Origin of the sequence: Aeromonas sp. S11(2024) (assembly GCF_041402345.1) — a bacterium.
Classification (GTDB): domain Bacteria; phylum Pseudomonadota; class Gammaproteobacteria; order Enterobacterales; family Aeromonadaceae; genus Aeromonas; species Aeromonas veronii.
The window spans coordinates 169,821-186,350 of the sequence record NZ_JBGLRC010000003.1 but is presented as its reverse complement, the minus strand read 5'-3'; the positions used below and the strand labels follow the sequence as shown (position 1 = coordinate 186,350).

At 56.4% G+C, this 16,530-nt stretch carries 19 protein-coding genes and 1 other RNA gene; 16 read left to right on the top strand and 4 right to left on the bottom strand.

What is annotated here, in order from left to right; translation table 11 throughout:
* The first annotated feature begins 240 nt into the window (after window positions 1-240).
* From rplM to ACB040_RS04160, 7 genes are all read left to right on the top strand, one after another.
* Window positions 241-669, top strand: coding sequence for a 50S ribosomal protein L13 (gene rplM / locus ACB040_RS04190; RefSeq protein ID WP_005336289.1), 429 nt, complete (start codon window positions 241-243; stop codon window positions 667-669).
* A gap of 15 nt (window positions 670-684) precedes the next feature.
* On the top strand, window positions 685-1,077 hold the full coding sequence (gene rpsI, locus ACB040_RS04185; RefSeq protein WP_005336286.1) for a 30S ribosomal protein S9: 393 nt from the start codon (window positions 685-687) through the stop codon (window positions 1,075-1,077).
* A 295-nt stretch (window positions 1,078-1,372) separates the two neighbouring features.
* Complete coding sequence (petA, locus tag ACB040_RS04180; protein WP_005336284.1) at window positions 1,373-1,963, top strand: ubiquinol-cytochrome c reductase iron-sulfur subunit; 591 nt, start codon at window positions 1,373-1,375, stop codon at window positions 1,961-1,963.
* Window positions 1,964-1,965: 2 nt separating this feature from the next.
* The gene (locus tag ACB040_RS04175) at window positions 1,966-3,183 is read left to right on the top strand and encodes a cytochrome bc complex cytochrome b subunit (protein WP_005336282.1); all 1,218 of its coding nucleotides are present in this window, start codon (window positions 1,966-1,968) and stop codon (window positions 3,181-3,183) included.
* On the top strand, window positions 3,180-3,914 hold the full coding sequence (locus ACB040_RS04170) for a cytochrome c1 (protein ID WP_005336280.1): 735 nt from the start codon (window positions 3,180-3,182) through the stop codon (window positions 3,912-3,914). The genes ACB040_RS04175 and ACB040_RS04170 overlap by 4 nt, the downstream gene beginning before the upstream one ends.
* An 87-nt stretch (window positions 3,915-4,001) precedes the next feature.
* Complete coding sequence (gene sspA / locus ACB040_RS04165; protein WP_005336279.1) at window positions 4,002-4,631, top strand: stringent starvation protein SspA; 630 nt, start codon at window positions 4,002-4,004, stop codon at window positions 4,629-4,631.
* Window positions 4,628-5,053 (top strand): ClpXP protease specificity-enhancing factor, encoded by a 426-nt coding sequence (locus ACB040_RS04160; RefSeq protein ID WP_371153347.1) that lies wholly within the window; start codon window positions 4,628-4,630, stop codon window positions 5,051-5,053. The genes sspA and ACB040_RS04160 overlap by 4 nt, the downstream gene beginning before the upstream one ends.
* 43 nt (window positions 5,054-5,096) lie before the next feature.
* Here the strand turns inward: ACB040_RS04160 and dolP are convergent, their stop codons facing one another.
* From dolP to ACB040_RS04140, 4 genes are read right to left on the bottom strand one after another with little or no spacing between them, the layout of a single operon-like run.
* On the bottom strand, window positions 5,097-5,675 hold the full coding sequence (dolP, locus tag ACB040_RS04155; RefSeq protein WP_043821894.1) for a division/outer membrane stress-associated lipid-binding lipoprotein: 579 nt from the start codon (window positions 5,673-5,675) through the stop codon (window positions 5,097-5,099).
* Window positions 5,676-5,679: 4 nt separating this feature from the next.
* Window positions 5,680-6,270, bottom strand: a complete 591-nt coding sequence (locus tag ACB040_RS04150) for an SIS domain-containing protein (protein WP_005336275.1) — start codon at window positions 6,268-6,270, stop codon at window positions 5,680-5,682.
* A 9-nt stretch (window positions 6,271-6,279) separates the two neighbouring features.
* Window positions 6,280-6,651 carry a YraN family protein gene (locus tag ACB040_RS04145; RefSeq protein WP_005355127.1) on the bottom strand — a complete coding sequence of 124 codons (372 nt, stop codon included), beginning with the start codon at window positions 6,649-6,651 and terminating at the stop codon, window positions 6,280-6,282.
* On the bottom strand, window positions 6,593-8,380 hold the full coding sequence (locus tag ACB040_RS04140; protein ID WP_335862565.1) for a penicillin-binding protein activator: 1,788 nt from the start codon (window positions 8,378-8,380) through the stop codon (window positions 6,593-6,595). The genes ACB040_RS04145 and ACB040_RS04140 overlap by 59 nt, the downstream gene beginning before the upstream one ends.
* A gap of 199 nt (window positions 8,381-8,579) precedes the next feature.
* On the opposite strand from ACB040_RS04140, the gene rsmI reads away from it, so the two are divergent.
* The 9 genes from rsmI (at window position 8,580) to lfhA (ending at window position 16,439) form a co-directional block, all read left to right on the top strand.
* Window positions 8,580-9,413, top strand: coding sequence for a 16S rRNA (cytidine(1402)-2'-O)-methyltransferase (gene rsmI / locus ACB040_RS04135; protein WP_335862567.1), 834 nt, complete (start codon window positions 8,580-8,582; stop codon window positions 9,411-9,413).
* Between the two features lie 157 nt (window positions 9,414-9,570).
* An RNA gene (rnpB, locus tag ACB040_RS04130) (RNase P RNA component class A) lies at window positions 9,571-9,957 on the top strand.
* Between the two features lie 227 nt (window positions 9,958-10,184).
* Window positions 10,185-11,057: a lateral flagellar motor switch protein LfiM gene (gene lfiM, locus ACB040_RS04125; RefSeq protein ID WP_338773476.1), complete on the top strand. Its 873-nt coding sequence runs from the start codon at window positions 10,185-10,187 to the stop codon at window positions 11,055-11,057.
* A gap of 8 nt (window positions 11,058-11,065) precedes the next feature.
* A complete protein-coding gene (gene lfiN, locus ACB040_RS04120; RefSeq protein WP_019444828.1) occupies window positions 11,066-11,443 on the top strand; it encodes a lateral flagellar motor switch protein LfiN in 378 nt (125 codons plus the stop codon).
* Entirely contained in the window at window positions 11,443-12,177 is a 735-nt protein-coding gene (fliP, locus tag ACB040_RS04115) for a flagellar type III secretion system pore protein FliP (RefSeq protein WP_005336248.1), read from the top strand. Before lfiN ends, fliP begins: the two co-directional genes overlap by 1 nt.
* A 1-nt stretch (window position 12,178) precedes the next feature.
* The gene (gene fliQ, locus ACB040_RS04110; RefSeq protein WP_005336246.1) at window positions 12,179-12,448 is read left to right on the top strand and encodes a flagellar biosynthesis protein FliQ; all 270 of its coding nucleotides are present in this window, start codon (window positions 12,179-12,181) and stop codon (window positions 12,446-12,448) included.
* Window positions 12,445-13,227 (top strand): lateral flagellar biosynthetic protein LfiR, encoded by a 783-nt coding sequence (gene lfiR / locus ACB040_RS04105; RefSeq protein ID WP_005336245.1) that lies wholly within the window; start codon window positions 12,445-12,447, stop codon window positions 13,225-13,227. The genes fliQ and lfiR overlap by 4 nt, the downstream gene beginning before the upstream one ends.
* Window positions 13,224-14,360, top strand: coding sequence for a flagellar biosynthesis protein FlhB (gene flhB, locus ACB040_RS04100; protein WP_005336244.1), 1,137 nt, complete (start codon window positions 13,224-13,226; stop codon window positions 14,358-14,360). The genes lfiR and flhB overlap by 4 nt, the downstream gene beginning before the upstream one ends.
* 3 nt (window positions 14,361-14,363) lie before the next feature.
* Window positions 14,364-16,439, top strand: coding sequence for a lateral flagellar biosynthesis protein LfhA (gene lfhA / locus ACB040_RS04095; protein ID WP_371153340.1), 2,076 nt, complete (start codon window positions 14,364-14,366; stop codon window positions 16,437-16,439).
* Window positions 16,440-16,530 lie beyond the last annotated feature (91 nt).

The window sequence follows — 16,530 nt, the reverse complement described above, 5'->3', positions numbered from 1 at the left end:
TGGGCATCTGCGGCAGGTAGGGCCGGGCGACATTTGCTGGTTTCATGGCAGTGAAATTAGCAGGTGATATTTAAGGCAACTTCACTTATAATCGCCCGGCCCACGTTACAGCTGTCGATAAGACAGCAACACTTTAAGCTTTACTTGTATTCGAAGGGGTACAGGTAGGCCATCGTTTGTTGTTTGTGGGAGAGCCCCCATAAGCAATTGGGTCTGTAACAGGTAATTGGGTTTAACTTAATGAAAACTTTCGTTGCCAAGCCAGAAACCGTAAAACGTGACTGGTACATTGTGGACGCAGAAGGTAAAACTCTGGGTCGTATCGCAACCGAGATCGCTGCTCGTCTGCGTGGTAAGCACAAAGCTGAGTACACTCCGCACGTTGACACCGGTGATTACATCATCGTTGTAAACGCTGAGAAGGTACACGTAACCGGTAAGAAATTTACCGACAAAATGTACCACGCTCACTCCGGTTTCCCGGGTGGTATCAAGTCAATCAGCTTCGACAAGCTGATTCAGCGTAAACCGGAAATGGTAATCGAAGCAGCCGTCAAAGGCATGCTGCCGAAAGGTCCTCTGGGCCGCGCCATGTTCCGTAAACTGAAAGTTTACGCAGGCGCCGAGCATGCTCATGCTGCTCAGCAACCTCAAGTACTGGATATCTAATCGGGAACTGGCAACATGGCAGAAAATCAATACTACGGTACCGGCCGTCGCAAAAGCTCCACTGCTCGCGTATTTATCAAAGCGGGTAGCGGCAAGATCGTAATCAACCAGCGCTCCCTGGAGCAGTACTTCGGCCGTCCGACTGCCCGCATGGTAGTTCGTCAGCCGCTGGAACTGGTTGAGATGACCGAGAAACTGGACCTGTACATCACCGTTAACGGTGGTGGCATCTCCGGTCAAGCTGGTGCGATCCGCCACGGTATCACTCGTGCTCTGATGCAGTACGACGAAACCCTGCGTTCCGAACTGCGTAAAGCTGGCTTTGTTACTCGTGATGCCCGTAAGGTTGAGCGTAAGAAAGTTGGTCTGCACAAAGCTCGTAAGCGTCCGCAGTACTCCAAGCGTTAATTCGCTTTTGGTACTCACTCTTTCGAGTGTCAAAAAAGCCTGGCAACTGCCAGGCTTTTTTTATTGGTAATATTACCGACATCAATGCTAACCACGCGTCACAAAAGACAAAAAATTGTTTCTTTATTGTTTTCATTGCTCACCGCTCTTTCTTGTCAAGTTGTTATCTTTTCTTTAAAATTTCCCCTGTTTTCTGTGGCAATTGTAAATCCAGCTTCCGCCGCTGTTGTCACGGGAAAAATGGGGAACAGGGACACTATAAGAATGTGCGGAGTCCACATGGGAGAGTTTTTGGATGAGCAATGCGCCAGTTGATACCGGTCGCCGCAGATTTCTTACCTGGTCAACGGTTGCCGTTGGTGGGGTAGGAGCTGCGTTTACCGCAGTGCCGTTTATAAAGTCATGGAATCCGAGCGCCAAGGCCAAAGCAGCCGGTGCGCCGGTTGAAGTCGATATCAGCAAGTTGGAACCGGGTCAGCTCATCCGTGTCGAGTGGCGAGGCAAGCCTGTCTGGGTGGTGAAACGCACCAAACAGACGCTGGATGCCTTGGCCGCGCATGATGACAAGCTGCGGGATCCCTCATCTGAAGAGCCGCAGCAGCCTGACTATGCCCATAACGGGTACAGATCGATCAAGCCCGAAATTTTTGTCGCGGTCGGTATTTGCACCCACTTGGGGTGTTCACCTTCCTATCTGCCTGACAGCTTTGGCGAGCAGGTGCAGGGCGTTACGTCCGGCTTCTTCTGCCCGTGCCATGGCTCCAAGTTCGACATGGCCGGCCGTGTGTTCCAGGGGGTGCCTGCACCGCTGAACCTGGTCATTCCGCCCTATCAATTCATTAATGACACCACCATCCAGGTCGGTGCCGATGGCAAGGAGGCCTGACCATGTTGAGTAAACTGATGGGCTGGATCGATTATCGATTCCCGCTCACGGCCATGTACAACGACCACATGGCCAAGTATCCGGCACCGAAGAATCTGAACTTCTGGTACTTCTTCGGCTCGCTGGCCATGCTTGTGCTGGTCAACCAGATCATCACCGGTATCTGGCTGACCATGAACTACAACCCCTCCGCGGAAGGTGCGTTTGCCTCCGTGGAGTACATCATGCGCGATGTGGAGTACGGCTGGTTGCTGCGTTACATGCACTCAACCGGTGCGTCTGCATTCTTCATCGTGGTCTACATGCACATGTTCCGCGGCATGATCTATGGCTCTTATCAGAAGCCTCGTGAACTGCTGTGGATCTTCGGCATGCTGATCTTCCTGGTGCTGATGGCGGAAGCCTTTATGGGCTACTTGTTGCCCTGGGGCCAGATGTCATTCTGGGGTGCTCAGGTTATCATCTCGCTGTTTGGCGCCATTCCGGTCATCGGTGACGATCTGACCCTGTGGATCCGCGGTGACTACGTGATCTCCGGTGCGACCCTTAACCGCTTCTTTGCGCTGCACGTCATCGCGTTGCCGCTGGTGCTGGTGATGCTGGTTGCCATGCACATTCTGGCGCTGCACGAAGTAGGCTCCAACAACCCGGACGGTATCGACATCAAGAAGCACAAGGACGAAAACGGCTGGCCGCTGGATGCGGTGGCGTTCCACCCTTACTTCACCGTCAAGGATATGATCGGTGTGGCAGGCTTCCTGTTCTTCTTCTGCGCCATCATCTTCTTCAAGCCGGATATGTGGGGTTACTTCCTCGAGAAGCCGAACTTTGAAGTGGCCAACGGTCTGAAAACTCCGGAGCACATTGCGCCTGTGTGGTACTTCACGCCGTTTTACGCCATTTTGCGGGCGGTGCCGGACAAGCTGCTTGGCGTCATCATGATGGGTCTCTCCATCGTGGTGCTGTTCCTGCTGCCGTGGCTGGATCGCTGCAAGGTGCGCTCGGTGCGTTATCGCAGCATGCTGCACAAGCTGAACATTGCCCAGTTTGTGGTCTGCTTTATCATCCTGGGGGTGTTGGGGGTGCTGCCATCGACGCCGACGTTGACGCTGGTTGCCCAGATCTGTTCACTGGGATATTTCGGGTTCTTCGTCCTGCTGTTCTTCTATAGCAAGAATGAAAGCACCAAGCCGCTGCCGGAGAGGGTGACATTTAAATGAAAAGAATAATATTTGCAGTGCTGACCCTGCTGCCATCTCTGGTATTTGCAAGTGGCGGAGCTGTTCATCTGGACAAAGCCAATTACGATCTGAGTGACAAGGCATCGCTGCAACGCGGCGCGGCCACCTTCATGAACTATTGCGCCGGATGCCACTCTACCCAGTATCAGCGTTATAACCGGGTCGCAGAAGATCTCGGGATCCCCGAAGATTTGATGAAAGAGAACCTGATTTTCACCGGCGCAAAGGTCGGTGACCTGATGAAGAGCGCCATGTCAGAGAAGGATGCCGCCAAGTGGTTTGGTGCGCCGCCCCCCGATCTGACTCTGGTTGCCAGGGTGCGCGGTGCAGACTGGATCTACACCTATCTGCGCTCCTTCTACGTGGATGAGACCCGTCCGTTCGGGGTGAATAACGCCGTGTTCCCGTCCGTGGGCATGCCCCATGTGCTGGAGCCGTTGCAGGGAACCCCCCGTGCCGAGTTCGCTACTCACACGGTCGACGGAGTGGAAACCCAGCAGGTTGTCAGCATCAAATCTGACGGTAATGGTGAAATGGATGACGAAGAGTATGATCAGACGGTACTGGATCTGGTAAACTTCTTGGTCTACTCGGCTGAACCGGTACAACAGGAGCGTGAACGCATGGGCTTCTGGGTGCTTGGTTTCATCGTGATCTTCTTCATCTTCACTGTGCTGTTGAAGAAGGAATTCTGGCGCGACGTTCACTAAGCGACCAGATACGGGTAATATAATGCACGGCAATGAAGACCAAGATGCTTCATTGCCGTTTCTGCTTTTTAATGACGGGAGGGTTCAATGGCTGTAGCTGCCAATAAGCGTTCGGTAATGACGCTGTTTTCCGGTGCCAACGATATGTTCAGCCATCAGGTGCGTATTGTCCTGGCGGAGAAGGGTGTTAGCGTGGATATCTGCCAGGTTGATCCAGCCAATCTGCCGGATGAGCTGGCCGAGCTGAACCCGTACAACTCTGTACCGACCCTAGTTGATCGTGAGCTGGCACTCTACACCTCGCGCATCATCATGGAGTATCTGGACGAGCGCTTCCCCCATCCGCCCCTGATGCCTGTTTACCCGGTTGCCCGCGGTAACAGCCGTCTGATGATGCACCGCATCGAGCTGGACTGGTACTCCCTGGCCGACAAGATCATGGCCGGTACCGATGCTGAAGCGGCACGCAACGAACTGCGTGACAACCTGCTGGCCATCGCGCCGATCTTCGGTGAAATGCCCTATTTCATGAGCGAAGAGTTCGGTCTGGTGGATTGCTACATGGCACCGCTGCTGTGGCGTCTGCCGAGCCTTGGTATCGACCTGACCGGTCGTGGCGCCAAAGAGCTGAAGGCCTACATGGTTCGTCTGTTCGAGCGTGAGTCCTTCCAGGCTTCCCTGACCGAAGCCGAACGCGAGATCCGTGCTGGCGTATGAGCATGGAACCGACAATGACGCCGAGTCGCCCGTACTTGTTACGGGCGTTCTTTGACTGGTTGCTGGACAACGATCTGACCCCTCATCTGGTGGTCAACGTCAACATTCCCCATGTGATGGTGCCGATGCAGTTTGCTCAGGACGGGCAAATTGTGCTGAATATCGCGCCCCGAGCCGTGATGCAATTTCACATGGATAACGAGGCTATCAGTTTCAGTGCCCGCTTTGGCGGGGTCTCCCAGCAGGTTTACATCCCGATGGCGGCAGTGTTGGCTATCCATGCCCGGGAGAACGGCGTGGGCACCATGTTCCCGCCTGAGCCGGGTTACGATATCTGGCTGGAACAGGCCGAAGTGCCGGTGGAGCCTGAGCCGGAACCGCCGCGTCCAAGCGGTCGTCCGACCCTGAAGGTGATCAAATAAAAAACGCAGCCGATTGGCTGCGTTTTTTTATGTGCGGTCGAGCTTAGTTCTGGGCGAACTCGAAGGCCTTGATCACGCGCTTCACGCCGGTGACATGGCGGGCGATGTTGACTGCCTGCTCTCCCTCCTGGCGAGTCACCAGACCAATCAGGAACACCTCGCTGTTCTCGGTGACCACCTTGACCTTGGTGCTGTCGAAGTTCTTGGTGCCGAACATATCGGCTTTCACCTTGGAGGTGATCCAGGAGTCATTGCTGCGAGTGGTGAAACTGGCTGGTTGGCCGATGCGCAATTCGTTGTAGACGTGGCGAACCCCTTCGATGCGACTGACAATTTTGCCCGCCTCAATCTTGTAAACGTCAGAAGGTGTCTGGCCGACCAGCAGGACGCGGCCATTGTTGCTGTAGACGCTGATCTTGCTGGCTGCACTGAGGGGTTTGTTGTCGGCCAGCAGATTGGCCGCTTTCAGCTCTATGGTCTGGTCATCCCACTGCGCGCCCAGGGTTCGGCGATCGCCAGAGGCCTTGGCAGTCCCTGCTGCGCCGCCAACAACCAGGGCTGCGCAGCCTTGCAGCAGCAGGGTGCTAACCAGCAGACCGAGCAGGATAGTGTGCTTTTTCATGGTTTCAATCTTCCTGTTGCGGGAAAAGTGTCTGGTCGATGAGATCACACAGGCAGTGCAGGGTCAACAGGTTCACTTCCAGAATGCGAGGGCGACGGGCGGAAGGAACACGGATCTCCACATCGTTCGGGCCGAGCAGACCTGCCATTTCGCCACCGTCACCCCCGCTCAGCACCACTATGGTCATGTCGCGGGAGAGGGCAGCCTCGGCGGCCTTGATCAGGCTGCGGCTGTGGCCGGAGGTGGTGATGACCACCAGAATGTCGCCAGGCTGGCCCAGCGCGCGGATCTGCTTGGCGTAGACCTCTTCAAAACCGTGGTCGGTGGCGATGGCGCTGATGGTTGCCATGTCCGGGGTCAGGGCCATGCCGGGCAGGGAGGGACGCTGGGTCTCGTAGCAGTTGACCAGCTCAGAGATAAACAGCTGCGCCAGTGCGGCAGAAGGACCGTTACCGCATGCCAGCACCTTGTGGCCATTGAGCAGGCAGATGGTGATCATCTGGGCTGCAGTATGGATGGCATCCGGCAGCGCCTCGGCGGCGGCTATCTTGGTCTGGATGCTTTCGGTGTAGTTCTCTTTGATGCGGTCAGTCATAGGGTCCTCTTAAAATGCGTTCTGGATCCAGGCTGGCTGGTCGCCCTCGAACGCAATCACATCGAATCGGCAGGCCTGATTGGCCTCGTTGATGGCATGTTGCTTCAAATAGTGGCGCGCTGCCAGCATGATCTTGTGCTGTTTGCTGCGGGTGACCGAGCTGGCGGCCCCGCCATGGCTGCCGGTGGCCCGGTAGCGCACCTCAACAAACACCAGGGTCTGGCCCTGGTGCATGATGAGATCTATTTCACCGCCACGACAGCGGTAGTTGCGAGCTACCGGTTGCAGGCCTCGAGCCTGCAACCAGCGTTCAGCGACTTGTTCAAAGTGCTGTCCCTTGCTCGTTGGTGAGGGGAACAGGCTCGGCAACTGCTGGCGCATCCGTTTCCATAGTTCCTTCATTGGAGGGCTCCTCCAGTTGCTGAACGGCGTTCTCATCGACCAGTTTGCCGTTCTGGTAAGTACCCCAGCTCAGCATCCGCACGATATTGCCCTGGGCATCCACGCTCAGCTGACCGCTCATGCCGGCCTGCTGCATGCCACCCACCTTGCGCATCTGCTGCAGGTTCTCAGCCAGACTGACGGCATCGTAGCCCATGGCAAACAGACGCAGCAGGTCACCCTGGGTCTGCGGCCAGAGCAGGGCGATCTGCTCGCGCTGTTTCTCGTAGCCACCCAGCAGCAGCGGCATATCGGCGATGTGCATGCCATTGAGCTCGGAGGCGACCTCGGTGGCTGCGCTGTCGTAGCCGCGGGAGCTGGTGTAGATGGGCAGGCTTCCCATCGGATTGACCGAGACATCCACGTAGGGCTTGATCATCCGGGTTTCCAGGCTGTTGGCCACCACATAAACGGCATCGATGCTGCGCGGTGCGGCATCAGAGAGTTGCACTACCTCGCCAGCACGGGCGGTAGAGCGGCCGCTCAGGGCATTCTTGACCATCCCCTGCACTTCGTTGCGCGCACCGAAGGTGGCAACCACCGGCTTATCCTGGCTCAGGGTGGCCCAGCTCTGCTCGAACGCCTTGATACTGCTGTAACCGATCCGACCCTGGGCGGCGATCAGCAGCGGTTTGCGGTAGCCCTGGGTGTAGAGGTATTGGGCTGCCTGCGCGGCATCTGCGGCGGCAGAGAGGGAGAAGTAGTAGGTGGTGTCGTTGACGACCGGCTTGTCCAGCTCGTTGAGCGCCAGTACCGGCACGGTCGGATTGGCCTTGAGCAGCTCCTCGACCCGGTCTTTCAGCAGCGGGCCGATGATCATGTCTGCCCCTTCCTGAATCGCCTGCTTATAAAGGTCGCCGGTCGACTTGCTCTGGGTGTCGTAGAAGTTCAGGGTGAATTGCCCCTGATTTTCCTTATAAGACATCAGCATACCGTTACGGATGGCGGCGCCCTGCGGCTCCAGATTGCCGGAGAGGGGCAGCAGCACGGCGATCTGTTGCACCGAGGTGCTGGCAGTGGCCGCCAGATCGCCCAATCCTGCCGGCATATCCTTCTGGGCTGGATGGTTGGGGAAGTCGCGCTTCCAGCCTGCCAGTTGGCGGGCCAGCAAGTTCGGCTGGGCGCCAAACTCGTTGACCAGTGCCGCCAGTCGCAACCAGCCGGTGGTCACATCAGGGGCCGGAGCCTCTTCCAGCGCTTGCAGGGTGGAGGGGGTCATGCTTTTGAGCAACGACCAGATCTGCTGATGGTTGGTCGCCTGCTCGCTCTGATTGAGGTAGGGTTCCAGTGCAATCAACGACTTGGCAGCGCCAAACTTGTTGTTGATGTCGAGCTGCAGCACCACGCGCTGGCGATACCAATCCTTCTGGGTATCGGCATCCAGCACCACCTCGGGTTTGCCTTCCAGCAGGATCAGCGCCTGATTGGCGTGGCCTTGCGCCAGCAACAGATGGGCTTGCAGCAGTTGCAACTGCGCCTTCTGAACGGGATCCTTGGCCTGCTTCTGCAATTGCTGGAACAGTGCCGAGGCCGGTTTGGCCTGGCCCAGCGCCAGATAGCTGCGTGCCGCCAGCATCTGCCAGGTAAAGGACTCGGCCGGCTTGGCGGGATCCACCTGCTCAAGATACCACTGGGCATTCTTGGTCAGATTGGAGAACGCAGAGGGCATGCCTGACTGCCCTGACGGTTGATTGGGCTCCGACGCACAGGCGGCGAGCAGTACTGCCGCGAGTATGATGCCGAAGAGTCGTGATACACTTAGCTGCTTTGTAACCCGGTTCAAGTTCATTCCCCGACCAGTGTTGAAGTTCCCCATAGTGTAAACGGGCCAATATGGCGACACAATTGTCGGGGCACTCGGAGATCCCATGAGTGACATCCCAACCCTGTATATAGTCCCCACTCCGATCGGCAATCTGGCGGACATCACCCAGCGTGCATTGGACATTTTACGCAGTGTCGATCTGGTGGCAGCCGAAGATACCCGTCATACCGGTATCCTGCTCAGCCACTACCAAATCTCGGTGCCGACCTTCGCCCTGCACGATCACAACGAGCAGCAGAAGGCCGATGTACTGATCGGCCGGCTCAAAGAGGGCAAGAGTGTTGCGCTGGTCTCCGATGCCGGCACCCCGCTCATCAGCGACCCCGGTTATCACTTGGTCACCCGCTGTCGTGAAGCCGGGGTCAAGGTGGTGCCGCTGCCCGGTCCCTGTGCTGCCATTACCGCCCTGAGCGCGGCCGGTCTGCCCACCGATCGCTTTGCCTTTGAAGGCTTCCTGCCCGCCAAGAGCAAGGGACGTGACGATCGCCTGCAAGCCGTTATCGAAGATACCCGTTCGCTGGTGTTTTACGAATCGCCGCGCCGTGTGCAGGATACAGTGGAAGCGATTGCTCGCATTCTCGGCGAGCGTCAGGTGGTGGTGTGCCGCGAGCTGACCAAGACCTTTGAGTCGATCCACGGTTTGCCAGCCTCTGAAATGCTGACCTGGCTTGGCGAGGATGACAACCGCTGCCGCGGCGAGATCGTGCTGGTCGTGGCTGGCGCCTCCAAAGAAGAAGAGGATCTGCCTGCCGAGGCGATCCGCACTTTGGGACTGCTGGTGGCAGAGCTGCCACTGAAAAAAGCGGCCGCCCTGACCGCCGAGATCCACGGCGTGAAGAAGAATGCTCTCTATAAATATGGTCTCGAGCACTATTGAGTCGGTGGAATGGGCCGCCAGATTATTTTATGACCAGCACGCTCCTCTATATCTGTGAGCATTCACCCTGTAAACAGGGACCAAAGCGCGATAAATGGCTGTAAACGGGAATTGCCGGTTTACCCCGTGCGTATCGCAAGGCTATAATCCGCGCCTCGGAGTTGGCTGGGCAATCGCTGCTTCGTCGTTGTGTCCCTCGGGACAGACGGGCGGAGGGGAGGAAAGTCCGGGCTTCACAGGGCAGGGTGCCAGGTAACGCCTGGGGGGCGCGAGCCTACGACCAGTGCAACAGAGAGCAGACCGCCGATGGCCCGCAAGGGATCAGGTAAGGGTGAAAGGGTGCGGTAAGAGCGCACCGCGCGACTGGCAACAGTTCGTGGCACGGTAAACTCCACCCGAAGCAAGACCAAATAGGCCCCTATTGGCGCGGCCCGCGTTGGGGGCGGGTAGGTTGCTTGAGCCAGCGAGCGATTGCTGGCCTAGAGGAATGATTGCTACCCGGGGCAACCCGGTACAGAACCCGGCTTACAGGCCGACTCCGACCTCATTCCGCGTGAACCGTCACGCTAAAATCCCGGTGCCTAACGGCACCGGGATTTTTATTATTCACGCCGAGATGCACCGCATGGCGGCTTTCTGGAATTTGTAATAAAGTTCTCACCCTTTTTGGTCGATATACGTCGGCTGGACTGTCTGTATCTATCACACTGCTGGCCTGATGAGCGACCCTGTGGCAATAAGGCGAGATGAAATGGTTAAGGTGGATTATTAATGTCATCAAGCAGCGCAATGCTCACACCTTCCCGGCTGCTTAGCGCAGAACGGGGCAGAACCCTGCCTCATTATGATCTGTTGGGTGTCGAGCGGCTTAATCACGCCCGCTTGAAGCAGGTCAATGGCCAGTTGAGCACATTTTCCCTGCAAGCTGCGAGTTGTATGGCCCAGCTGTTCAATAGTGCGGAGTGCGAACTGAATTATGGCGAGTTCGCCTTTTCCGGTCCGGCAGAGATAGATGACGCTCATATCTGGGTCGAGGCGAGAAGTCCGCTTGAACCTCAGCGCGCCGTCTATTTCTCGATCGCACCTCTGGTCATCTATCGTCTGGCGGTCCTCTTTTTCGGTGGCACCTTGCAGCAAAAAGAGGAGCATGTTCAGTCTGGCAAAGGGCTGACCGATACCGAACAGCGGCTGTTATTGCGGCTTTGCCAGTATCAGGTTGATATCTGGTGTGCTTGTTTGGGGTTGGGGGATCTGAAGTGGCAGTTGCATGTCGTGCCACGGGATTCGATCGCCCACCGTCAGCTCTGGACCACGCAGGCAACCCTGCAGGCAGGTAATTGCACTCATCACTGGCAGATGTGGCTGCTTCCCCCCGAGGAGTCCATTTCTCAGGTCAGTCATTCATTGCCGGCAGGTCAGCTGGAACAGGTTCTGACTCATGTCCCGGTACGTCTGCGGGTGGTGATGGGCCAGTTGTCCATGACGCTGGCGGATCTTGAGTGTCTCAAGGTGGGTGATGTGCTGTCACTGGACTTGCCTGAGGTGGTGCCAGCACTTATTGGCAGCCGTCCCTGCTTCAGTGGACGAATCGCAGAACACAAAGGCAGCCTGGTCTATCAGGTTGCGACGGTTGTAGAGGAGTAAATTGAATCATGAGTGAGCACAATATGAATGATCCGCTGGATCTGGATGGACTGGATCAACTGTTTGGTGACGACATCAGCATGCCCAGCGCCGCAGACTACTTGGCCCCCACCAGTAGCAGCAAACAGCGGGATCTCTCCTTCTTTCGCCAGATTCCGGTCAAGGTGACGCTGGAAGTGGCCAGTACCGAAGTGCCGCTCGGCGATTTGATGCGCGTCGAGGAGGGAGCTGTCATTGAGCTGGACAAGCTGGCGGGTGAACCGCTGGATGTGCGGGTGAATGGCCGTCTGCTTGCCAAGGGCGAAGTCGTCGTCGTGAATGGCAAATATGGTCTGCGCCTGGTTGATGTTATCGATACCAACCTGCTGGGTGGCATGGACGACTGATGCGCTATCTGCTGCTGACGCTGCTGTTATTTTCGCTGCCCGGCTGGGGCGCGGACATGACCCTGTTCTCGGTATCGCCAGGCGCTTCAGGGGGCGAGGACTATAACATCAAGTTGCAGATCCTCTTCTTCATGACCCTGCTGGGTCTGCTCCCGACCTTGTTACTGATGATGACCAGTTTTACCCGGATCATCATCGTGCTGGCCATATTGAGACAGGCACTTGGCCTGCAGCAGAGCCCTCCCAACCGGGTGCTTATCGGCATCAGTCTGATCCTGACGGTGGTGATTATGCGACCGGTCTGGACGGACATGTATCAGAATGCGTTTGTTCCTTATGACCAGAATGAAATAACCCTGTCAGAGGGGATCGCCAAGGCAGAAAAGCCCCTGCGCAAATTCATGCTGGCCCAGACCCGTGAACCGGATCTGGAGCAGATGCTGCGTATTTCTGGCGAACCAACTACGGTCGCCAAAGAGGATGTGCCTTTCGGGGTGCTGTTGCCCGCGTTTGTATTGAGTGAGTTGAATACCGCATTTCAGATTGGCTTTATGCTGTTTATCCCCTTTCTGGTGATCGATTTGGTGGTCGCCAGCGTCTTGATGGCGATGGGGATGATGATGCTCTCACCGCTGATCATCTCGTTACCCTTCAAACTGATGGTGTTTGTGCTGGTCGATGGCTGGTCGATGACCGTCGGCACCTTGGCTGCCAGCTTTGGTGGGGGAGGCTGATATGACCCCTGAGCAGAGCGTTGCCCTGGTTGGTGGCGCGGTCAATCTGGTGGTGACCATGGTCTCGGTGCTGATTGTACCGGGCCTGATCGTAGGTTTGGTGGTCAGTATTTTTCAGGCGGCCACCCAGATCCAGGAGCAGACGCTCAGTTTTCTTCCCCGTTTTATCGTGACTCTGATGACCCTTATCTTTACGGGTAACTGGCTGTTGTCGCAGATCACCACTTTGTTTCAGGATCTTTTTCTTAAAATCCCCGGGTTTATCGGATGAATTCGCTGCTGTCACTCAGTGCTGCTGACCTGACCGCATGGTTGGGACAGTGGTGGTGGCCGTTTATCCGGATCGGCATGGCATTCTGGGTGATGCCGGTCTTTGGGGATACCCGGGTGCCTGCGCAAGTTCGCCTGATGCTGGCGTTCATCATCAGCCTGCTGCTCGCCCCCATGATGAAGGATATGCCGGTTGTCGATCCTTTCAGTGCCGGTGCGCTGGTCCTGGCGGTGGAGCAGCTGCTGTTTGGTTTGCTGTTTGGTCTGTGTGTCCAGTTGCTCTATATGGTGATGACCACTGCGGGGCAGATCCTCTCCATGCAGATGGGGCTCGCGATGGCGGTGATGAATGATCCGGTCAACGGGGATTCTGCCCCCATCATCAGTCAGGTCATGATGGTATTTTGCGCCTTGCTCTTTCTGGGGCTGAATGGCCATCTGGTGGTACTGGATATTCTGGTTCAGAGCCTGCGTAGCTGGCCGCCGGGTTCATCTCTGGATCTGATCGATATGAAAGGTGTGATCGGGTTGTTTGGTTGGTCTATCGGTGCCGCCCTGTTGCTGACGTTGCCTGCCGTTGTCGCCATGTTGATGGTTAACCTGACCTTCGGGGTGATGAACCGGACCGCCCCTTCGCTCAATATATTCTCTCTCGGTTTTCCCATGACCCTGTTGCTCGGGTTGCTCACCATGGCGCTCTCCATCAGTGGTGTGCCCTCCCGTTATCTGGATTTGGTGACCCATGTGCTTGAACAGCTGCGAGGCTTGACCCCGGCATGAGTCAGAACAGCGCACAGGACAAAACCGAAGAGGCCTCCAGCCAGAAACGCCAGAAAGCGAGAGATGAGGGGCAGATCGCCCGCTCAAAAGAGCTCAGCTCTGCCGGTTTGCTGCTGCTTGGCGGGTTGGTGATGCAGTGGATGGTGCCGGGGTTTGGCCAGTTCTTTGCCGAGTTGATGAAGCGTCCGCAGCGTTTTGACTGGCAAGGTGCCCGTGACCCGCAGATGATGATCCATTGGCTGGGGGAAGCGCTGATAAACATGCTGTGGGTGCTGCTGCCCCTGTTTGGCTTTCTGGCCCTGATGCTGGTGTTGCTCAGCATAGTGCCGGGCGGTATGGCGCTGACCTGGAAAAAGCTGCTACCCAGTGGCGAGAAGATGAACCCTTTGAAGGGACTGGGGCGGATGTTCTCCAAGAACAGCCTGATGGAGTTGCTGAAGTCACTGCTCAAGGTGACGCTGATCGGTGGCACATTGGCGTTGATGTTAAATCATCAATGGCCTTCCTTGTTGATGATGAACCGGATGCCCCCTCAGGCGGCCCTCGAGCAGGCGCTACGGATCCTCTCCCAGGCATTTATTTTGCTAGGGAGCGTTCAGATGCTGATTGCCGTGCTGGATGTGCCCTATCAGCGCTGGTCGCTTAACAAGCAGCTCAGGATGACCAAACAAGAGGTCAAGGATGAGCACAAGAACAGCGAAGGGCGTCCCGAAATCAAAGCCAAAATCCGCCAGGTACAGGGAATGCTTGCCCGCGCGCGTATCGAACAGCGGGTACCACAGGCGGATGTGATCATCGTTAACCCGACCCATTATGCGGTGGCCATAAAATATGATGCGGCTCGTGCCAATGCCCCTTTCGTGATTGCCAAAGGGGTCGACAGCATGGCCGAGCGGATCCGTCAGGTCGCCAAACAGCATGACAAGATGGTGATGAGCTTGCCCGAGTTGACGCGAGCCATCTATCACTCGACCAGGGTGGATCAGGAAGTCCCCGCAGGGCTGTACACGGCAGTTGCCTATGTATTGAACCATGTATTGCAGTTAAGGGCGTATGAGGCAGGCAAGGGGAGGAAACCGACCCCTCTTGCCCCGTTATATGTACCGCCCGAGTTACGTCAACCTGAGAGGTAAGTTGTGAACTGGCGTGTATTCACCCAATCCTATACCGCAATTCCGCTGATGTTATTGGCCATTCTGGCCATGATGATCCTGCCTCTGCCCGGTTGGCTGCTGGATGCGCTCTTTACCTTCAACATCGTGTTGGCGGTTCTGGTGTTGCTGGTATCCGTCTCGGCCCGCAGACCACTCGATTTCTCGGTATTCCCAACCGTGTTGCTGGTTGCCACCTTGATGCGGCTGTCGCTGAACGTGGCCTCTACTCGTGTGGTGTTGCTGCACGGTCATGAAGGGCATGAAGCGGCCGGTAAGGTCATCCAGGCATTCGGTGAAGTCGTGATCGGTGGCAACTATGTCGTCGGTCTGGTGGTCTTCGTGATCCTGATGATCATCAACTTTGTGGTGATCACCAAGGGTGGCGAGCGGATTTCGGAAGTATCCGCCCGCTTCACTCTGGATGCGATGCCCGGCAAGCAGATGGCCATCGATGCCGACTTGAATGCCGGCACCATGGATCAGCATCAGGCCAGGGCTCGCCGTGAGGAGATCGCGCGCGAAGCAGACTTCTATGGTGCGATGGATGGTGCTTCCAAGTTCGTTCGTGGTGACGCGATAGCTGGCATGTTGGTGCTGATCATCAACCTGGTGGGTGGGTTGGCCATCGGTATCTTCCAGCATGCCTTACCAGTTGCCGAAGCCTTCCAGCGCTATGCGCTGCTGACCATTGGTGATGGTCTGGTTGCCCAGATCCCGTCCCTGCTGATGTCGACTGCTGCGGCCATTATCGTGACCCGGGTCAGTGATGAGGGGGAGATGGCTGATCAGGTTGGTCAGCAGATTCTGGCATCCCCTCGCGTTATCTATACCTCTGCAACCATCATGCTGATCCTGGGTCTGGTGCCCGGAATGCCGATGCTCGCATTCCTCAGTTTCGCAGCTGTACTGGCCTGGACTGGCTGGAGTGTCAGCAAGCGAGCCGTCAATGTGCCGGATCTGGATGCAGCGCAAGAGCTGACTCGTCAAATGATTCAGCCTGAACAGCAGGCACTGGAGTGGCAGGATTTGCCGCCAGTTGATACGGTCGCCATCGAGCTTGGTTATCGTCTGGTGCCTTTGGCTGAAACGGATAAAGGGGCTGAACTGCTTGCCCGGGTGCGCGGGATCCGCAAAACCCTATCCGAACAATATGGTTTTCTGCTCCCCGAGATCCGGGTGCGCGATAATCTGCAGTTGCAGCCGGATCAGTACCGGATCAAGTTGTCCGGTGTCGCGTTGGCGATGGGGAATGTGGATTGCCAGCGCTTGATGGCCATCAGCAGTGGTGAGACCTATGGCTCGCTAGATGGCGAGTTGACCCAGGATCCGGCCTACGGCATGAGTGCGGTCTGGATCTCCCCTGAGCAAAAGGCCAAGGCCCTTAATCTTGGTTACTCGGTGGTGGATTCGGCCACCGTGATTGCCACTCACGCCAGCAAGTTGTTGCGTGAACAACTTGATGCACTTTTTGGTCACGATGAAGTTGGCAAACTGGGCCAATACCTCGCCAGTCAGTCCCCCCGGTTGGCTGAAGAGCTGAATCTGGCGCTGACCCAAATGCAGCAATTGAGAGTGTTTCGTCAATTGCTAAAGGAGCAGGTCAGTCTTACCGATATACGAACCGTTGCCACGACGCTGCTGGATGCGAGCGAGTTGACCAAAGACCCTGTCTTGCTGGCATCCGATGTGCGCTGTGCCTTGAAGCGCCAGATTGTGCGGCAGGCTATTGGTAATCGCGATGTGTTGGCCACCTTTACGCTGGATGATCGCCTTGAGCAGACCTTGCTGGCTGCAATGAATCAGTCACAACAGCAGGGCAAAATCCAGCTGGACAGCTTCCCGGTCGATCCGCAACTGCTGGCCCAATTGCAGCAAAATATGCCGTTGGTGAAGGAGCAGTTGCAGCAGTTGGGACATGCCCCCGTATTGGTTGTTATGCCGCAACTGAGACCGTTAATAGCCCGTTATGCCCGATCATTTTCAAAGGGACTCAAAGTGCTTTCCTACAATGAGATACCTGAAGAGCTACGGGTGGAGGTAATTGGTACACTTGGTTAATTACTGTTGGATAAATATCCTGAAGGGAAGTGTTTTTTCCGCCCCAGCTTGAATTGCCGTATGAATACTATATGATGTGGCGAAAATTGAC

Bases quoted from the DNA above. Each gene is read 5' to 3' on its own strand.
- rpsI (WP_005336286.1), top strand. From the start codon at position 685: ATGGCAGAAAATCAATACTACGGTACCGGCCGTCGCAAAAGCTCCACT.
- lfiN (WP_019444828.1), top strand. From the start codon at position 11,066: ATGAGTGAGCACAATATGAATGATCCGCTGGATCTGGATGGACTGGAT.
- rsmI (WP_335862567.1), top strand. From the start codon at position 8,580: ATGAGTGACATCCCAACCCTGTATATAGTCCCCACTCCGATCGGCAAT.
- lfiR (WP_005336245.1), top strand. From the start codon at position 12,445: ATGAATTCGCTGCTGTCACTCAGTGCTGCTGACCTGACCGCATGGTTG.
- ACB040_RS04170 (WP_005336280.1), top strand. From the start codon at position 3,180: ATGAAAAGAATAATATTTGCAGTGCTGACCCTGCTGCCATCTCTGGTA.
- ACB040_RS04160 (WP_371153347.1), top strand. From the start codon at position 4,628: ATGAGCATGGAACCGACAATGACGCCGAGTCGCCCGTACTTGTTACGG.
- ACB040_RS04145 (WP_005355127.1), bottom strand. From the start codon at position 6,651: ATGCGCCAGCAGTTGCCGAGCCTGTTCCCCTCACCAACGAGCAAGGGA.
- petA (WP_005336284.1), top strand. From the start codon at position 1,373: ATGAGCAATGCGCCAGTTGATACCGGTCGCCGCAGATTTCTTACCTGG.
- dolP (WP_043821894.1), bottom strand. From the start codon at position 5,675: ATGAAAAAGCACACTATCCTGCTCGGTCTGCTGGTTAGCACCCTGCTG.
- fliP (WP_005336248.1), top strand. From the start codon at position 11,443: ATGCGCTATCTGCTGCTGACGCTGCTGTTATTTTCGCTGCCCGGCTGG.
- flhB (WP_005336244.1), top strand. From the start codon at position 13,224: ATGAGTCAGAACAGCGCACAGGACAAAACCGAAGAGGCCTCCAGCCAG.
- sspA (WP_005336279.1), top strand. From the start codon at position 4,002: ATGGCTGTAGCTGCCAATAAGCGTTCGGTAATGACGCTGTTTTCCGGT.
- ACB040_RS04140 (WP_335862565.1), bottom strand. From the start codon at position 8,380: ATGCCCTCTGCGTTCTCCAATCTGACCAAGAATGCCCAGTGGTATCTT.
- lfiM (WP_338773476.1), top strand. From the start codon at position 10,185: ATGTCATCAAGCAGCGCAATGCTCACACCTTCCCGGCTGCTTAGCGCA.
- rplM (WP_005336289.1), top strand. From the start codon at position 241: ATGAAAACTTTCGTTGCCAAGCCAGAAACCGTAAAACGTGACTGGTAC.
- ACB040_RS04175 (WP_005336282.1), top strand. From the start codon at position 1,966: ATGTTGAGTAAACTGATGGGCTGGATCGATTATCGATTCCCGCTCACG.
- fliQ (WP_005336246.1), top strand. From the start codon at position 12,179: ATGACCCCTGAGCAGAGCGTTGCCCTGGTTGGTGGCGCGGTCAATCTG.
- ACB040_RS04150 (WP_005336275.1), bottom strand. From the start codon at position 6,270: ATGACTGACCGCATCAAAGAGAACTACACCGAAAGCATCCAGACCAAG.